13 protein-coding genes and 2 pseudogenes are annotated in these 16,712 nt (G+C 66.9%); 8 read left to right on the top strand and 7 right to left on the bottom strand.

Annotation, left to right across the window (positions count from 1 at the left end):
* Window positions 1-226: 226 nt before the first annotated feature.
* Window positions 227-1,888 carry a multicopper oxidase domain-containing protein gene (locus tag ACTXG6_RS06210; RefSeq protein ID WP_445186798.1) on the top strand — a complete coding sequence of 554 codons (1,662 nt, stop codon included), beginning with the start codon at window positions 227-229 and terminating at the stop codon, window positions 1,886-1,888.
* Between the two features lie 120 nt (window positions 1,889-2,008).
* Here ACTXG6_RS06210 and ACTXG6_RS06205 read toward each other — a convergent pair.
* Window positions 2,009-2,722: pseudogene (locus ACTXG6_RS06205) on the bottom strand (IS256 family transposase); the annotation flags it as partial.
* A 96-nt stretch (window positions 2,723-2,818) separates the two neighbouring features.
* On the opposite strand from ACTXG6_RS06205, the gene ACTXG6_RS06200 reads away from it, so the two are divergent.
* On the top strand, window positions 2,819-4,396 hold the full coding sequence (locus ACTXG6_RS06200; RefSeq protein WP_445183634.1) for an ISL3 family transposase: 1,578 nt from the start codon (window positions 2,819-2,821) through the stop codon (window positions 4,394-4,396).
* A gap of 37 nt (window positions 4,397-4,433) precedes the next feature.
* Here the strand turns inward: ACTXG6_RS06200 and ACTXG6_RS06195 are convergent.
* The 3 genes and pseudogenes from ACTXG6_RS06195 to ACTXG6_RS06185 form a co-directional block, all read right to left on the bottom strand.
* Window positions 4,434-5,009, bottom strand: a pseudogene (locus ACTXG6_RS06195) (transposase); the annotation flags it as partial.
* A gap of 92 nt (window positions 5,010-5,101) precedes the next feature.
* Window positions 5,102-5,467, bottom strand: coding sequence for a hypothetical protein (locus tag ACTXG6_RS06190; protein WP_445186797.1), 366 nt, complete (start codon window positions 5,465-5,467; stop codon window positions 5,102-5,104).
* 87 nt (window positions 5,468-5,554) lie between these two features.
* Entirely contained in the window at window positions 5,555-7,183 is a 1,629-nt protein-coding gene (locus tag ACTXG6_RS06185) for a PQQ-dependent sugar dehydrogenase (RefSeq protein WP_445186796.1), read from the bottom strand.
* A gap of 237 nt (window positions 7,184-7,420) precedes the next feature.
* Between ACTXG6_RS06185 and ACTXG6_RS06180 the strand changes: the two genes are divergently transcribed.
* Window positions 7,421-8,182, top strand: coding sequence for a hypothetical protein (locus ACTXG6_RS06180; RefSeq protein WP_445186795.1), 762 nt, complete (start codon window positions 7,421-7,423; stop codon window positions 8,180-8,182).
* A gap of 170 nt (window positions 8,183-8,352) precedes the next feature.
* Here the strand turns inward: ACTXG6_RS06180 and ACTXG6_RS06175 are convergent, their stop codons facing one another.
* Both ACTXG6_RS06175 and ACTXG6_RS06170 read right to left on the bottom strand, forming a co-directional pair.
* The gene (locus ACTXG6_RS06175; RefSeq protein WP_445186794.1) at window positions 8,353-8,835 is read right to left on the bottom strand and encodes a nuclear transport factor 2 family protein; all 483 of its coding nucleotides are present in this window, start codon (window positions 8,833-8,835) and stop codon (window positions 8,353-8,355) included.
* A gap of 11 nt (window positions 8,836-8,846) precedes the next feature.
* Window positions 8,847-9,974, bottom strand: coding sequence for an LLM class flavin-dependent oxidoreductase (locus ACTXG6_RS06170; protein ID WP_445186793.1), 1,128 nt, complete (start codon window positions 9,972-9,974; stop codon window positions 8,847-8,849).
* A 155-nt stretch (window positions 9,975-10,129) separates the two neighbouring features.
* Here ACTXG6_RS06170 and ACTXG6_RS06165 point away from each other — a divergent pair, with 155 nt between their 5' ends.
* Window positions 10,130-11,404, top strand: a complete 1,275-nt coding sequence (locus tag ACTXG6_RS06165) for a PucR family transcriptional regulator (protein ID WP_445186792.1) — start codon at window positions 10,130-10,132, stop codon at window positions 11,402-11,404.
* Between the two features lie 69 nt (window positions 11,405-11,473).
* On the opposite strand, the gene ACTXG6_RS06160 is transcribed toward ACTXG6_RS06165, so the two are convergent.
* Window positions 11,474-12,085, bottom strand: coding sequence for a TetR/AcrR family transcriptional regulator (locus tag ACTXG6_RS06160; protein ID WP_445186791.1), 612 nt, complete (start codon window positions 12,083-12,085; stop codon window positions 11,474-11,476).
* 138 nt (window positions 12,086-12,223) lie between these two features.
* Here ACTXG6_RS06160 and ACTXG6_RS06155 point away from each other — a divergent pair, with 138 nt between their 5' ends.
* The 4 genes from ACTXG6_RS06155 to ACTXG6_RS06140 all read left to right on the top strand — a co-directional run bounded on the left by ACTXG6_RS06155 (window position 12,224) and on the right by ACTXG6_RS06140 (window position 16,711).
* Entirely contained in the window at window positions 12,224-13,366 is a 1,143-nt protein-coding gene (locus ACTXG6_RS06155) for a spirocyclase AveC family protein (protein WP_445186790.1), read from the top strand.
* 11 nt (window positions 13,367-13,377) lie between these two features.
* Entirely contained in the window at window positions 13,378-14,421 is a 1,044-nt protein-coding gene (locus ACTXG6_RS06150; protein ID WP_445186789.1) for a spirocyclase AveC family protein, read from the top strand.
* A 116-nt stretch (window positions 14,422-14,537) separates the two neighbouring features.
* Window positions 14,538-16,187 carry a phytoene desaturase family protein gene (locus ACTXG6_RS06145; protein WP_445186788.1) on the top strand — a complete coding sequence of 550 codons (1,650 nt, stop codon included), beginning with the start codon at window positions 14,538-14,540 and terminating at the stop codon, window positions 16,185-16,187.
* A 107-nt stretch (window positions 16,188-16,294) separates the two neighbouring features.
* Window positions 16,295-16,711: a hypothetical protein gene (locus ACTXG6_RS06140; RefSeq protein ID WP_445186787.1), complete on the top strand. Its 417-nt coding sequence runs from the start codon at window positions 16,295-16,297 to the stop codon at window positions 16,709-16,711.
* The last annotated feature ends 1 nt before the right edge of the window (window position 16,712 follow it).

The raw sequence follows: 16,712 nt of genomic DNA, 5'->3' as shown, positions 1-16,712 counted from the left end.
CCGGCGCGAGGGGCTCACACGGTGCGACTTCCGGCTAGCCGGTAGCGAAGTTGGCCGCCTGCGGGGAAGGCCAATCGCCAGCAGGGTGTGATCGTGGGAAGTGGCCACGGTGGCTGTCGCGGCTGCGCCAGCGCCGCCGCTCGTGCCCCTGAAGGGTCCCGCCCCTTCCTGCTCCATTCCGCTTCCGAAGGGGCATTTGCAACCAGTGACTAGCTCCAGTAGACCGTTGAGCCGCAGGGCCGTCCTTCGGGACGGGCTAGCGCTGGCCGGAGTAGGCCTGCTCGCGGCCTGCAGCCGCGAAGGCTCCCCGGCGCCGGCCGCGGCTGCGCTGGTGACGCCGGACGGGCCGCAGGTGAACGCGGTGGACGCGAGCCGTTACCGGGACGGCGTCACGCGCACGTTCAGCTACAGCGCAACGCCCGGCATGGTCGACCTCGGTGGCCCCACCGTCGCGACCTGGAGCTACGACGGCGTCGTCCCCGGGCATGAGCTCCGAGTCAACGCCGGCGACCAGGTACAGATCGGTGTGACAAACCATCTGCCACAGGACACGACCATGCACTGGCACGGCCTGGCCATCCGCAACGATATGGACGGCGTCCCCCACGTCACCCAGAACCCGATTCCGGCCGGCGGGTCGTTCACCTACCGCTATGTCGTCGACGAGCCGGGCACCTACTGGTACCACCCCCACGTCGGGGTCCAGTTCGACCGCGGCCTGTACGGACCACTGATCATCGAGGACCCACACGAGCCGCTGTCCTACGACGAGGACTGGACCGTGGTGCTCGACGACTGGCTGGACGGCGTTGACGGGCTCACCCCCGAGGAGGTGTCCGCCGCGCTCAACAAGGGCATGCCCGGGATGGACAGCGGCACCGCACCTCCGAGCTCAACTCCGATGCCCGGTATGACCGGCATGAACATGCCCGGCATGAGCGGCATGAACATGCCGGGGATGAGCCCCGCGCCATCGGCCGCCCCGATGAGTGGCATGCCCATGGGTGGCAGCCCCTCACCATCGACCGGCTCGATGCCGGGATCCAGCGCGATCCTGATGAACGCGACCAGCCCGCTGCTCGGGGGCGACGCCGGCGATGTGAGGTACCCGTACTACCTGATCAACGGCCGGGTGCCGACCGCCCCCGTGACGTTCACCAGCAAGCCGGGCAGCCGGGTCCGCATCCGCTTCATCAACGCCGGCGGTGACACCGCATTCCGCGTCGCGCTCGGCGGGCACCGGATGACGGTCGTGCACACCGACGGCCACCCCATCAACCCGGTCCAGGCCGACACGCTGCTACTCGGCATGGGCGAGCGCTACGACGTCCTGGTCACCCTGGCCGACGGCGTGTTCCCCCTCGTCGCGCTGGCCGAAGGCAAGAACCAAACCGCGCTGGCGCTGGTCCGCACCGGCAACGGCGCCGTCCCGCCGGCCACCGTGCGCCCCGCGGAGCTCAACGGCACTCTCGTGGGCGGCAGCCAGGTCGGCCAACTCACCGCCGCCAGCAGCGACCGGCTCCCCGCGCACACCATCGACCAGACCATCCCACTCACCCTGACCGGCGACATGCAGAGCTACAACTGGGGCATCAATGGCAAGCGGTACAGCCTCACGGCACCGCCGCTGGCGATTCTCACCTCAGGACAGCGGGTACGGATGACCTACATCAACACCACCACCATGTGGCACCCGATGCACCTCCACGGCCACGCCTTCGCCGTCGGCGGCCCTGGGGGACCACGCAAGGACACCGTCATCGTGCTCCCCGGCGCCAGCGTCACCTGCGAGTTCGACACCAACGACCCCGGACTGTGGGTCACCCACTGCCACAACGCCTACCACGAGAACGCCGGCATGATGGGAGTGCTCGCCTACCGCACCTAACGGCCCAATCCGGGTTTACCGGCCATTCGGCTCAGCCATCGAACACCGCAGAGCCGGCGCCTTGGTCCCGGTGACCGCGATCACGGGTCTATCCCATGATCGGTGTTTCCGGCGGTTTGGTTAGTAGGTTTCAGCGGCCGGCCAGCGGTCACTGAAGGTGATGGCGAAGGCGTTGATCACGGGTTGCCAGCGCATCGTCCATCGTGCGCGGCCTGTACCGGTGGGGTCCAGGCTGCGGGTCACAAGGTACAGGCATTTGAGCGCGGCCTGTTCGCTGGGAAAGTGCCCGCGTGCTCGCACGGCCCGGCGGTATCGTGCGTTCAGTGATTCGATCGCGTTGGTCGAACAGAGCACTTTCCTGATCTCCATGTCGTAGTCCAGGAACGGCACGAATTCGTTCCACGCGCCACGCCACAGTCGGATCATCGCACCGTATTTCTTCCCCCATTTCTCCTCGAGCTCGTCCAACGCGACGAGCGCGGCATCGGGATTGGGCGCCGTGTAAATTGGTTTGATGTCGCGCTTGATCGCGTCGGCGTCTTTGCGTGAGGTCAACCGGAACGTATTCCGAATGAGATGGATAATGCACGTCTGTACGATGGTCAGTGGCCATACGTTCTCGACCACCTCGGGCAGGCCCTTCAGCCCGTCGCAGACCACGAAGAACACGTCACGCACACCCCGGTTCTTCAGATCGACCAGCACGCTCATCCAGAACTTCGCCCCCTCGCCGCCGGTGCCGGCCCACAACCCGAGCACGTCCTTGCGGCCGTCCACGGTGACGCCGATAGCGGCGTAGATGGGCCGGTTAGTGACCTGCCCGTCCCGCACCTTGGTTCTGGCGCACGTTGCGTGATCGGCCCTGTACTCGGCGTGTCGTAGGAATTTGTGGATCGGTCTCGCGAAAGATCACGGCAATGTGATCTTGAGGTGTTGCTGCCGCATCTGGAGTCGGTGGTCATCGAGGCCGTGACCGCCGGCGGCGCCGGGATAATTTTGGACGTTCGTGTCCGCGCGGCCGGGGCGGAGTGCTCGCGGTGCGGGCATGGTTCGGCCCGCGTGCACAGCCGCTATCAGCGGCGATTGGATGATGTTCCGATAGCGGATCGGGCGGTGGTGCTGCGGGTGCGGGTCCGCAGGTTCTTCTGCGACAACCCGAGGTGCGCGGCGCGCACCTTCGTTGAGCAGCCCGCGGCGTTGACCGGTCCGCGGTTGCGGCACACGTCGTTGCTGCGCTCGGCGCTGACCGCCATCGCGGTCGCGCTCGCCGGACGAGCGGGAACTCGACTGGCCGCGCGGCTGGGAATGCCGACCAGCCGCGACACCTTGCTGCGGCTGTTGCGCGGCCTGCCGGACCCACACGTCGGAAAGTTACCGGTGCTCGGCGTTGATGACTTCGCTCTACGCCGCGGCCATGTCTACGGCACCGTCGTGATCGACATGATTGGCGGCCGCCCGGTCGACCTGTTGCCCGACCGCGAGACCGCGACCCTCGAGGCCTGGCTACTCGATCATCCCGGGGTGGAGGTGATCTGCCGTGACCGCGCAGGCGCCTATGCCGAAGCAGCCCGACTGGGCGCGCCAGACGCCGTGCAGGTCGCCGATCGGTGGCACCTATGGCGCAACCTGGGCCACGCCGTGGAGAAAACGGTCAACGCGCACCGCGCCCACCTCACCCCTGTCACCTGCGCGGGCATATCTTCGGCGACAGCCGCCGGACCAGGGGCGGCGCCACCGCTGATCCGGTCTGTTCCGGAGAAGAAGATCGTCACCCGGATGCGGGAACAGCGCTCGGCGGTGCACGAACTCTGGGAGCAGGGCCTGTCGAAAGTGGCGATCGGTCGCCAGCTGGGCCTACACCCGGCCACAGTCCGCAAGCTCATCCAAGCGCGCTCGGTCGAGGACCTCACCGCCAAGACCGAGCAACGCGCGCACCTCGTCGATGAGCACATCGAGTATCTGCACCAGAGGTGGAACGAGGGTCAACGCAACGCCACCGGCCTGTTCCGGGAGATCAAGAAACTCGGCTATCCGGGCGGGGAATTGGCCGTCCAGCGCTACCTACGCCAATTCCGCGACGGTCGAGGACACGCCGCGCTACCCGGCCCGAAACCCCCAACCGTCCGCGAGGTCACGAGCTGGATCATGACCCACCCAGACCGGCTCCGCCCCGAGCACGCTCAGCATCTGAGCCAGATCCGGGAGACAGACACCGAGCTCGACCGGCTCACCACTCACGTCCGAGGATTCGCCACCATGATGACCGAGCTGCGCGGCGAAGACCTCCGACAATGGATCGTCGCCGTCGAGCAGGACACCCTGACACCGATGGCGTCCTTCGCCCGCAACCTGCGCCGCGACGAGGCCGCCGTCCACGCCGGGTTGACCCTGCAGCACAGCTCCGGCCGGGTCGAAGGCACCGTCAATAAGATCAAAATGCTGAAGCGACAGATGTTCGGCCGCGCCAACTTTGACCTCCTGCGCACGCGAGTCCTCCACGCCTGCTGATACCAACCAGCACAAATCACGCAACGTGCGCCAGAACCCGCACCTTGACCACGATGGCATCAACGAAGATCGCCACGTACACCGCGTCCAACGGCCGACTGGCCCACTCCTGCATCTCGGCCACGACCTTGTCAGTGATCCGTGAGATCGTCTCTTTCGACACCGACGCGCCATAGATTTCGGAGAAGTGCGCCGAGATCTCCCCGGTCGTCAACCCTTTCGCATAGAGCGACAACACGATCTCGTCCACATCGGTGAGTCGCCGTTGACGCTTCTTCACAATCCGCGGCTCGAACGCGCTTTCCCGATCGCGAGGAACCTCAATCCGCACCTCACCGACAGCGTCAGAAATGACCGTCTTCGATCGGGTGCCGTTGCGCACATTCGTCGACTCACGACCAGCATCGGCACGATGCCTCTCGTGCCCGAGATGCTCGGTCATCTCCTCATTAAGCGCCGTTTCCAGAACGTTCTTGGTGAACAGCTTCAACAGCCCGTTCGGACCAGTGAGCTTCAGCCCACGCTGCCGAGCCTCGGCCACCATCGCCGCCGCGGCCGCCTGCTCCGGCGACAGCCCCCGGTCCGACCCCTTGATCTTCTTCTCTGTGCTCACAGCGTCAGATGTCATCACTCACAGTGCCCATCCCGCCGGACCACGGCCCGGCGTGTCGGGCCGGAAACACCGATCTTGGAACAGTCCCGCGATCACGGCCGATTACGGGGAGCGATCTGGTCGAGTCGGCGTTGGATCTCGCCGACCGGCACGCTGGGCCCGCCGTGAGCGACGTGCAGCAGGGCCGGGTCGTGGCGCAGCACGAGGTCCAGCCCTTGCCGGACGCGGTCGGGGTGCTCGGCGAAGTAGTGCCGCAGTGGGTGGCCGGGGCGGATGCGGCCCAGGCCGAAGCCAGCTCGGAACAGGTCGCCCACCACGGCGTCGCCGTCATCGAGGAGTACGACGCTGGAGCCGGGCGTATGGCCGCCGACGGGCACCATGGTGGCGGCGACGCCGTAGGCATCGAGGCGCAGTGGCTCGCTCACGTGGATCTGGGCGGTGGCCGGGGTTGATCTCATTGAGGTAAACCAGCGGGACCCGAAGTGACAGAGTGACAGCTGTGACAGCTCGGAGCGGCTCCACCTAAGAGCGGCCCCATTAGGAGGTCAGCGCGACGGGGAGGGCTGCGGTGCCGGCGTGGCAGACGGCACGGGCGGCTCGACCTGTTTGGTGCCGGTCACCTTCCAGATCGTCCCGTTGGCCTTGGCCAGCACGTACAGCTCGCCTCTGCCGTCGATGCCGAACTTCAGGTCGACCCGGGGTTTGCCGGCCGTCAACACCTTCGGGTCGCCGGCCGTCGTGCGCATGGTGATCGCGGCGCCGGCCTCGTCGAACAGCGTCAACTCGTGAATCGTCGCCAGCTGCTTGCCCCGGCGCATCTCGGCGGCCTCGGTGTAGAACATCCGCCCGGAGACACCGTCGGCGAACACGTACTTCCCGCGCAGTTCGGGCAGCGCCTCGCCGCGGTAGACGAACCCGCCGATCACCGCGTGCCCAGTGTCGGAGCACGGCTTGATCCCCGGCGGGATGGTGTGGCCGTAGGCGGCGACCGGGTAGACGAAGCCGCGCCGGTCGTCCGCCGGCAGCTTCGTGACCAGGCAGTTCTTCGCGGGCTGGACCACGAACGGGCCCTCCCGGTCGCTCCAGCCGAAGTTGTCACCCGGGCGCACATCGTAGATCGACTCCACATTGTCCTCCCCGATGCTGCCCAGCAGCATCGAGCGGGCGCCTTCGGGGTCCCAGCTGAAGCGGTGCGGGTCGCGCAGTCCGTACGCGTAGATCTCGCCGAGGGCGCCGGGCTTGCCGACGAACGGATTGCCCCGGGGGATCCCGTACTGCTTGCCGGGGCTGGTGCCGAGCGGGTCGATCCGCAGGACCTTCCCCTGCGGCACCGTGAGGTCCTGCGGGACCTTGCTGGTCAACCCGTCGTCGGCCGCCGTGTTGACCGCCCCGCCGTCCCCGACCACGAGGTAGAGCAGGCCGTAGTCCTCGTCGCCGGGTTTGGCGGTGGGGTTGAAGTCGATCTGCTGGATGCTGTGGTACGTCCCGACGAAGCCGATGCGCATCAGCTCGCGCCGGGTCCCGTCGAACGTGGCGGCCGCCGGATCCTTGAAGGTCCACTCGACCAGCACGCTGTGCATCTGGGTGCGCGCCGGTGTCGGCCCCAGGTTCGGCTTCGCCCTGGTCAGCGCGCCGCGGGCCTCGGTGTGCACAGTGTAGAGCTTCCCGTTGCGGGCGAAGTCCGGGTGGAAGGCCGCGAACGACAGGCCCGAGCCGAGGCCCTTCTGGGTGAAGAAGTCCGGGCCGACCCGGCCACCGACGTCCAGGTACGGAGCCGGATTGCCGCCGGAGATGACGTAGAGCATCCCGTTCATGTCGGGCACGAACAGCCGCCCGGAGCCGTCCGGGATCTCGCCCAAATAGTTGATCCGGTTGTAGCGCTCCAGCCTGGCGTCCAACACCGGCGGGATCAGCTCGGACCGCGGCAGGGTGAGGAACTTGGTGAGCGTCACCCCGAAGCCGTCCGGTCGGGGCTCCGGCAGCGGGAACGACGGCGGAGTGAACGGCGGAAGCGGCAGCTCGGGGGACTGCTCCGGCGACGCGGCCGGCCCGGCCGGCGTCGGAGCCGCCGGCTCCGGGGAGCCCCCGCAGGCCGGTACCGCCAGAGTCAGCAGCAGCATCGCCCAGACCAGGCGGGTCCGCGTGCGGCGGCGCGCCGGTTCGTCATCGACCACGTGCCCCCCTAGTGCCGCATGACGCCGGGCGCCGGCCCCGCGCCGGCCGGCGTCGGGGACAGCCGCGCCGCGACCGATCGTGATCAGACTATGGGGTTTCCCGCCGGACGACCAGCGCGGAAAGGGGACGCGCGGAGCTCCTGGCCTGCCCACGAAGTGATCCCTTCGCCGCTACCCTGCGTTGCGAAGCCCCAGCCCCCGCCCAGAGAGGCACGCCTGGAGAATGGCCAGCCGATGATGTCAACGGGCACGGGGTCGACGTCCCGGTCGCGCCGCCTGTCGACGATCATCGCCGGCGCGCTGCTCGCCGTGGCCTGCTCGGCACCGCCGGATCCACCGGCGCCGCCCGACCCGGCACCGCCCCAACGGGACGAGACGGCCGCCGCCTGCGACGTCGCCGACACCACGATGACGGACGTGATGACGGCGGACAACTGGGCCCCGATCACCGCCGGAAAGTGGCGATTCCCGGGGACAGAAGCGATCCTCGCCGAGGCCGGAACGGAACGTCCTGGTCCTCGCCGTCCGTTCGAGTATGCGGTGTTGTCGGCGGGCTCGGAGTTCGGCTCGGTGCAGATCGAGGGCGAGGTCCAGCTGGACTCGACTCTCGACGACAGTGCCCGGGACGCGATCATCGTGTTCGGCTACCGCTCCGACACGGAGTTCTACTACGTCCATCTCTCCACCGCCAACACGTCCTACGCGCACAACGGCATCTTCATCGTCAACAACACCGATCGGCGACGAATCGACGATCAATGGGACGCGAGCCGCAAGAAGGGTGCCGCGCCCGCGATCACCGACAAGCGGTGGCATCGGGTACGGGTGCTGCACTGCGCCGACCTGGGAACGATCGCGGTGTACCTGGACGGCTCACGGATTCCGCTCATGACGGCCACGGACACGAGTTTCAACTCCGGCAGGGTGGGCTTCGGGTCGTTCGACAACACCGCCCGACTCCGCAACCTCTCCCTTGCCGGGTCGGCCGGAACCCGGTGAGCAGGACACGCCCTAAGCAACTCCTGGAGAGCCCGCCGCGGAGTATGCTCAGCGCGGCATCGAGTCGGCCGTCGCGGCCAGGCAGCCGGTCGTCGTCGGCGCATACCGCTTCTGAGCTCTCTACGGGACTTCGACGGTTGGCGTGGGCCGCCCACGCGTCGGCGGCACTGTCAGTCGGCGCTTGCGACCTTCCCGTAGGTCAGCTCGGAGGCACCGCCGTTGTTCAGCGCCTCGGTCACCAGATCGAGGTCCAGGATGCGGGACTCGTGGTAGTGCACGAACTTCCAACCCTCGGAGAACCGCCGCAACACGATGCTGGCCCGAAAAGGGGCCACGTACAGATGCTCGCTGCCCGGGAACTTCGCCGAGGCCAGCGCGGAGAGGTAGACGGTGGCGATGTCGCCACCGTGCACGTGGATGCGGATGTCGGTGTCCTCGATCTTGGCGATGCCCTCCAAAGAAGCCGGGATCTGTTCCTCCCAGTAGGTCTTGATCTCGGCATAGGTGGTGAGCACCCGGGCGTTCTCCTCGGACTGGTAGACGATGTCCTCATAGTCTTGAGGCCAGAACGTCAGCATTGTCACTGAGTCGACCGTGCAGAATGCTCCGATCCAGCTCTGCAGCATGGAAGTGATGTCGTCGTTGTTCGTCACGGTGATTCTCCTCAGCCCACTCGGCCCGGAACGGTCATATTTTTCGGGATGACGCTGTTCGGCATCGTGAAATGCGGGATGATGTATTTACCCCACCGCTCGAGCTGCTCCATGATTCCTTGGTGGGTGTGCCCGTCGATGCGAAACCCAACGTCGTCGTAGCCGAGCATCTCAAGCCGCTCGATCTTGTCGATGATCTGCTCCGCCGTACCGACGAGCACGTTCGGCGTGCGCTCCACGAGCCCACTGATATCGCCGGTCTCGATCACGTCTCCCACCGACTCCCGAATCTGCTTCATGTAGGCGTAGCTGGGTGCGGCCTCCGCGAGGGGCTCGTAGAACATCTCGAGCACCGGGCCGAGGAAACTCATGGCGATCGGGCCGCCGACCTCGATGGCTTCTGTCTCGTCGTTGCCCACATACCCGGTGAACGCGGTGAAGTTCTTGGTGGAAGGCCTCGTACCGGCACCCCACTCCGTCTCGCAGGCCTTGCGTCCCTCCTCGTACGCATCGGACTGTTTACGCAGGTGATCCCAGCCCATCCAGTTGTCGTTGCTGAGCACGCCGATGCCGAGCTGACCGGCGTGCCGGTGGCTCTCCAAGCTGGTAGCGACCATGAACATCGGCGGAAACGGCTGCTGTACCGGGCGGGGGCACAGGCTGACCTCGGGAATCTGCAGCAGCTTGCCCTGGTGGGAGAAGGTCGGCTGCGAGAGGGCCTTCTGAATGATCTCGACGGACTCGAGCATCTCCGGGCGGGTCTGCTCGGCGTCTCCGCCGAAGGCGCCGAGCTGGGTCAGGTGGTTGCCTCGGCCGACGCCGAGCTCAGCACGCCCGTCGGAGACGATGTCGAGCGTGGCGATGCGTTCGGCCACCCGCAGGGGATGGTTGAAGGCGAACGGCAGCAGCACGATCGCGTGCCGAATACGGATACGTGAGGTGAGTGCGGCGACAGCCCCGTAGAGGACCTCCGGCGCGGATACGCACGACACCGGGCTCATGAAATGCTGCTCGGATGTTCCCCAGGTGTGGAAGCCCATTTCCTCGGCGAATCTGGCCTCTTCCAAGACCTCTTTGTATCGACGATGATGAGTCGTTCCGAGTGGAGTCTCTGCCTCCGTTGCGACCATGAAACGCATTGCAGTCCTCCGCATCGTGCTCACCCGAAAGAAAGTGCTCTTCGGCAGTGCGGGAAGCTTAGGAGCAGATCCTGGCGGAGGGAATGGCACACATGACCAAAGGTTCGCCAAGGGTTGCGGCAGACGATCCAGGTCCCCGCCGACCCAACGGCGACATGCCTGCGGCGGTCTCCACCGTCGAGGAGGGGTTGGCGGCCATCGCCGCCGGGCTCGCAGAGGACGAGATGGCGAACGCACGCGTACTGGCGGACGACATCGTGCCGCTGATGCCCGACCTCGGGGCGGAGGGTGAGCACCAGATTCTGCTCAGTTGCCAGGCCAACATCCGGATCGTCGTGCAGCTGCTGCGGCGACCCTCCGTAGCGGGAGGAGGTCCGGTCACGGGCGATGACGTCCCGACGCCGCCACCCCCACCGTCGGAGACTCTGCGGTACATGGACATGTTGGTCCATCGGTCACTGGACGTGGAGTCGTTGCTGGACGGTTACAGGGTCGGGCATGCCGCGCTGTGGCGCAGCTGCGCACGCATCGCATTCGAGCGCGTCGACGACCCGACCCTGCTCAGGCCGGTGCTCGAGGCAACCTCCGAGATCGTCTTCCGCTTCATCAACGCCGCCCTGCGCCGGTTGCGCGAGGAGTACCGAAGCTCCCGGCTGGCACACCTGCGCTGGCCCACCGCCCGGAAGATCGCGGTGATCCACGACCTGCTGCATCTGCGCACCGACCCTGATCCCGCCGAGCTGAGCATGGTGCTCGGCTACGAGGTGTCCCGTCGCAACGTGGGCTTCGTGGTTCGTGTCGAAGATGATCCGAGCGGGTCTGAGGCGGCGACCGCGGCAGTGCTGGCCGAGCGGATCGCTGCGCTGTCACCGGGCTCGGGGCGACCGCTCGTGCTTCCCACCGGTGGCAACAGCGCCTGGATGTGGATTGCCGTAACGAACCCAATCGACGGGCCCATCACCCCGGACTACCAGCTGGCGATCAGCCGGCTCGGGGAGAAGGTCGGTGCCACGGTCGGCATTGGTGAGCCGGGGGACGGGTTGACTGGGTTCCGGGAGACGCACGAGCAGGCACAGGAAGCGCTCGATACCGCCCTGCGGATCGGCCGACCGTTGGCCCGGTACGGCTCGGTCGCGTTGATCTCGGTGTTGAGCAGTCATCCGGAACGGGCGCGCCGGATGATGCGGTGGTATCTCGGCCCGCTCGCAGGGGATACCCCTGCAAACGATCGGCTGCGCGAAACCCTGCGGATGCTGCTCGACACCCACCTCAACCAGCGCGAGGCGGCCAGGCGGATGCGCGTGCACGCGCATACTGTGGGCTACCGGCTGCAACGCATCGAGGAGCTGCTGGGATGCCCCGTCACCGAGCGGGCCATCGAGCTGCATGCGGCCCTGGCTATCTACGACACCCTGCCGTCGAGCACGTGAGAATCGATATTCGATCCTCAGGTCCAGAGCGCATGCGATTGCCCCACGGGCGAACGACCTGGACCGGCGTCAGGTGCGGTACTCGAGGACACGCCAGATGATCTCTTCGATCGATTCGGCGACCGTCGCTTGGCGGGTGGGGTCCCTGAGGATCTGATGGCATGATCGCTCGAACATCCAGGTGAAGATCTCGGCGACGGTGTCGGGGTCGTGTGGACCGTCGCTGCGCCCGGCCCAACGTGCGCGGAACTGCTGGGCGGATTTGTCGGCGACCTCGTGCATCGCCGCGCGCCAGGTATCGGCCATCGCGGGGTCGTACTCGGCGACTTCGATGATCGCCGACAGCACGGCGCGATTCTCGGCCCAGCGCGCGACGATGTTGGTGATCATCGCGCTGAGCGTCTCGCGCTTCAGGGTGGGGTCCGCGAGCGCCTCGGCTCCGATCTCGTCTCGCCATGCGACCTGGTCGGCGGCGAGCGCGGCGACGAGCTCGGACTTGTCGCGGAAATGCAGATAGAAGGTCGCGCGCGACATCCCGGCCTGCTCGACGATGTGCTCGACCTTCAACGCGGCAAAGGTCGTTCCGTCAGCGAGCAGGTCCTTGGTCGCGGCGAGCAGCGCGTGACGCGTGGCCGCGCGGGTGCGCCGGCGGTCCTCTGTTCTGATCTCGGATTTGCTCATCGATGCGGTCGGCCCTTTCCGGGTGCAAGCTTGACACAAGGCTAATAGATGGGCAGTCTGTCTATCTACTTCAGGAAGTCGGTGATCCTCGGCCAGCGCTGGCAACGCCCCTGGCCCGGGCAAGTGAAGGAGATCCTGATGGCGACAACCTCTGCCCCACCGGCGGCGGCAACTCCTGACGCTGCCGCGGTCGTTCCGAAGCGCACGCGACCGATCACCTGGTGGGCGGCGCTCGGTTTCGGGTTTCTCGCGTTCGCCGCCTACCTGATCGTCGCCTGGCTCATCGCGGGCGAGGCGCACCGCGTTCCCACCGGCCCGACGCCGCTGCCCACCTGGATGCAGATCGCGCTGAGCATCCAGCAATGGGGTTTGTTCGCGGGCATGCTCGCCCTGATCTGGTTCAAGGCGGTCAGGCCACGGATGCGCACCGGGTCGTTCACCTTCGACGGCCTGATGATCCTGGCCTTCGCGCTGCTGTGGTGGTCCGATCCGCTCTACAACTACTTCACTCCCGGCTTCAACTACAACGCGTATTTCGTCAACTTCGGCTCCTGGGTCGGGCACGTCCCGGGGTGGATGTCGCCCAACCCCCAGAACATCCCCCAGCCTCTGCTCTGGCTGCCGGGCGTGTACACGTGCGCGTTCTTCTTGATGGTGGTGATCGTCAATGCGCTGTTCCGCAAGACACGCCAGCGCTACCCCTCGATCAGTGCCGTGAGCATGTGGTTCATCGCGTTCATTCCGATGGCGGTGGTCGGCACGCTGTGGGAGGCGCTGTTCATGATGATGGGCTCCCACCACTACGGCTCATCGATCCGCTGGCTGGCGCTGAACGCGGGCCACTACTACGAGTTCCCTGTCTATCAGGGCATCACCGCCAGCCTCCTGTACACGACGTGGGGCTCCCTGCGGTACTTCCGCGACGACCGGGGACGAAGCTTCGCCGAGCACGGCATCGACCAGCTGAACGTCTCCGACAGGACGAAGGGCTGGATGCGCTTCTCCGCGGTCTCCGGCGCGATCACGGTGATCTTCTTCGCCTTCTACCACGTGCCCAACGCGCTGATCGCCTTGCGCGGCGACGCCTGGCCCCAGGACGTCCAGGAGCGCTCGTACTTCACCTCCGGGGTGTGCGGCCCCGGCACCGACGTGGCCTGCCCGGACCCGCGCGTCCCGTTCTCACGCGGGGAGTCGTCGCTGCGCATCGCGCCCGACGGCACGCTCGTCACACCCAAGGGCACCACCGTGCCCGCCGCCCCGACGCAGTCCACCGCCGGGTGAGGGAAGCGACCGTGGCACCGGCGACAACAGACGCTTCTCTCCCGGCCGGCCAGCGGGACAGCTCGCGGGCCGCGGGCACGGTGAACTTCTGGGCGGCGCTCGGAGGAGTCGTCGCGGTCTCGTTCGTATACCTCCTGGTGAGGTGGGCGCTCTCCGACGACTTCGCCCCGCCCGATCCGGGGCCCGACCACTACAAGTACCTGTGGTGGCTGCGCACGGTGGAGGTCGCCAGCGTCCTGGCCGTCCTGAGCTTCGGGTGGTTCACGGTCATCCGACCATGGCTGCGGACTCGACGGGTGCCGTTCGACGGCAAGCTACTGCTGGGGCTCATGCTCGCCTACCAGGTCGACCCCATCCTCAACTACTACAACCCGAGTTTCCTGATGAACGCCCACTCGGTGAACCTCGGGGCGTGGTCGAACGGGATCCCCGGGTACTCCAGTCCCGGCCAAGGGCAGATGGCGGAGGGCTTCTTGTGGGCGATGCCGCTGTACATGTACTTCGGCCTGCTGGCAGCCATCATCGGCGGCCGGGTGCTCGCATGGCTGGGACAGCGCTTGCCCTCGGCCAGCAGCGTGTCGCTCTACGCCATGCTGTTCGTGCTCGTCACCATCGGTGACTTCTTCGTCGAGTTCACCGCGCTGGTCTACCCGCAGCTCTACGTGTTCGCGGGTACGCCGACGTTGCTGACGCTGTTCGCCGGGCAGATTTATCAGTTCCCCGTCTACCACTGCGTGTTCGCCGCGGTTTTCGCGGTGATGATCACGTGGCTGCGCCAGTCGCGCGACGCCGCTGGCGTATCTGCGGTCGAGCGCGGACTTGACCGACTCGCCGTCGGTGGCCGGATCAAGGGCCTGCTGTCGTTCCTCGCGATCACCGGATGGGCGACGGTATCCGCGCTGGGGTACTTCCTGCCCTTCGCGTGGATGTCCATGCAGGCCGACAGCTATCCCCAGCTGCCCTCCTACCTGACGACCTCGGCGTACTGCGGTCAGCCCCACACGCCGCTGTGCGCCTCGCAGTACCTCAAGCAACTTAAGTCCCATGACCGCTGAGCGCAGCTCTCGTCAAAGAGGAACCCGCCATGACACGACCGCCAGCGCCCCGCTCGTCTCACGACGCCTCGCCACCGCACGCCGACCGTCCGGTCCGCCTCGAGGAGTGCGACGTCGTGGTCATCGGAGGCGGACACAACGGCCTGGTCGCCGCCAACTACCTCGCCGACGCCGGGTTGTCGGTGACCGTCCTCGAGGCCAACCCGCGCGTCGGGGGCATGACCTCCTGCCATCGCCCGATCGCGCAGGCACCCGGCCATCTCATCAACTCCTTCTCGGTCGATGCGTTCTTCTGGGACGCTTTCCCGCCGTCCAAAGAGCTCGAGCTCGAGCGCTACGGGCTGCGGCACACGGTGATCGACCCCGGTCACGTGTACCTCGGACCCGAAGGCGAGTCGATCGCGTTCTGGGTCGACCCCGCCCGTACCGCCGAGGAGATCGCGCGCTTCTCCCCCGCCGATGCCCGGGTCTACCTCGAGTTCGCGCGAATGCTGGACGGCTTCGCCGACATGGTCTTCGCCATGGCCGTCACCAACCCCACGCGGCCCGAGCCCGCGGCACTGCGCCAGGTCCTCCGTGGCGCCGTGAAGTCCCGCAAGGACCTGCGCGACATCGTTTCGATGGTCGCCTCGTCGATCACCGAGATCGCGATCGAGCGCTTCGAGCACCAAGTCGTACGCGACGCCATCCACGCAACCTGCGGCTCGACGATCCCTAACAACCAGAGCGGCTCCGGCGTGGCTTTCCTGTGGATGGCCACGATGCACCGCTTCGCTTGCGAGCGACCGATCGGTGGCGTCCAAGCGATCCCGGACGCGCTCACGAGACGCCTGCGGCAACGGGGCGGGACCGTCCACTGCGACGCCATGGTCCAGGAGATCCTCGTCAGCAACAACCGGGCGGTGGGAGCCCGTCTGGTCGACGGGCGCGAGATCAAGGCACGCACCGCGGTACTGGCGGCGTGCGACCCGCGCCAGACGCTCGAGCGACTATTGCCCACCGACACCCTGTCGTCCACCGAAAACAGGCGCGTGCGGGCAATCCCGACCTCGAATCTCAACTACGGCCAGGGCAAGGTCGACATCGCGCTGTCGGGTCGCCTACAGCTCTCGCGCCATCAGAAGTGGCGCCGCGACGACCTGGACCTGCGCAAGCCCTCCCACACGCTGGGTACCGAGGCGGCCATGGAGCGAACGTTCGCGCGGTCCGCCGCCGGCCTGCTCGCACGCGACGGAGAGTGGTCGATCTGGCCAGTGATCCCCACCGCCCTGGACCCCTCGCAAGCCCCGGGTGGCCAGGACACCCTCTACCTCTACGTCGCCGTCGCCCCCTACCAGCCCCAGGACGGATGGGAAACCACGAAGGAAGACTTCGGACGCAGCGTGGTAGCCCAGGCCGCGCAGTACTACGACGGCCTCCAGGAACTCGAGATCGGCCGCCAAGTCCTCACCAACCACGACATCGGCAACCTCGTCAACGCCACAGGCGGCAACATCACCCACGTCGACATGACCCTCGGACGCGCGGGCCCGCTGCGCCCCGCACGCGGGTTCGGCGGCTACCGAACACCGGTCGACGCGCTGTTCCTCACCGGTGCCGGAACGCACCCGGGCGGCGGCATCACCGGTGGACCAGGCTACGTCGCCGCGCGAGAGCTCCTACGGCGCGGCACGGTCGGCAAGCGCCCTCACACGCTGCGCAGGGCCCGGGCCGTCGTGAGCCAACGGTCAACGCCGACTCCCGCTACGTCGACCCGACCCACCTGATCTGCCCGGGCTACAGCGAGGAGACCGCAGCAGCGGACAACGACGCCGGAGCCAGTTCAGAACACGACACGGCGAACATTGAACTGTCACGAAGAACGGTTACTCCAATGGACGAGCAATCTGCGGCTCCCGAGGACAATGGGTTCGAAGCGCACCCCTCGGATCAGCTCGACCGACTCATCGACGGACAGGACGAGGCACTTGCCGCGCACCACCCATATGGCGCGCTGGCCCGCGAGCTGACGAGCGCCCTCGTGGAGACCGGATTCGACCTCCAACATCGCGCCCCCCAGGACGCAGTTGCTGGCGTCTGTCTGACCCCTTCGACCGACGGCGTGACGATCGCGTGGATCCAGCACGCCCGACAGACGGAGCACCACGCACCAGGGAACACGATCTATGAAGAGATCCAGCAGACGATGAATTACGCCCTCGCTGATGTCCTCACCGCCCTCGGCTTCGAGGTCGAAGAGGGTGGCCAGGACAGCGCAAACATCGTGACAGGCCGACGCGAACACCGCTGAT

This window comes from Pseudonocardia sp. Cha107L01 (genome assembly GCF_052566575.1).
The sequence above is the reverse complement of the archived record's forward strand: the minus strand, read 5'-3'. Positions and strand labels throughout refer to the sequence as shown.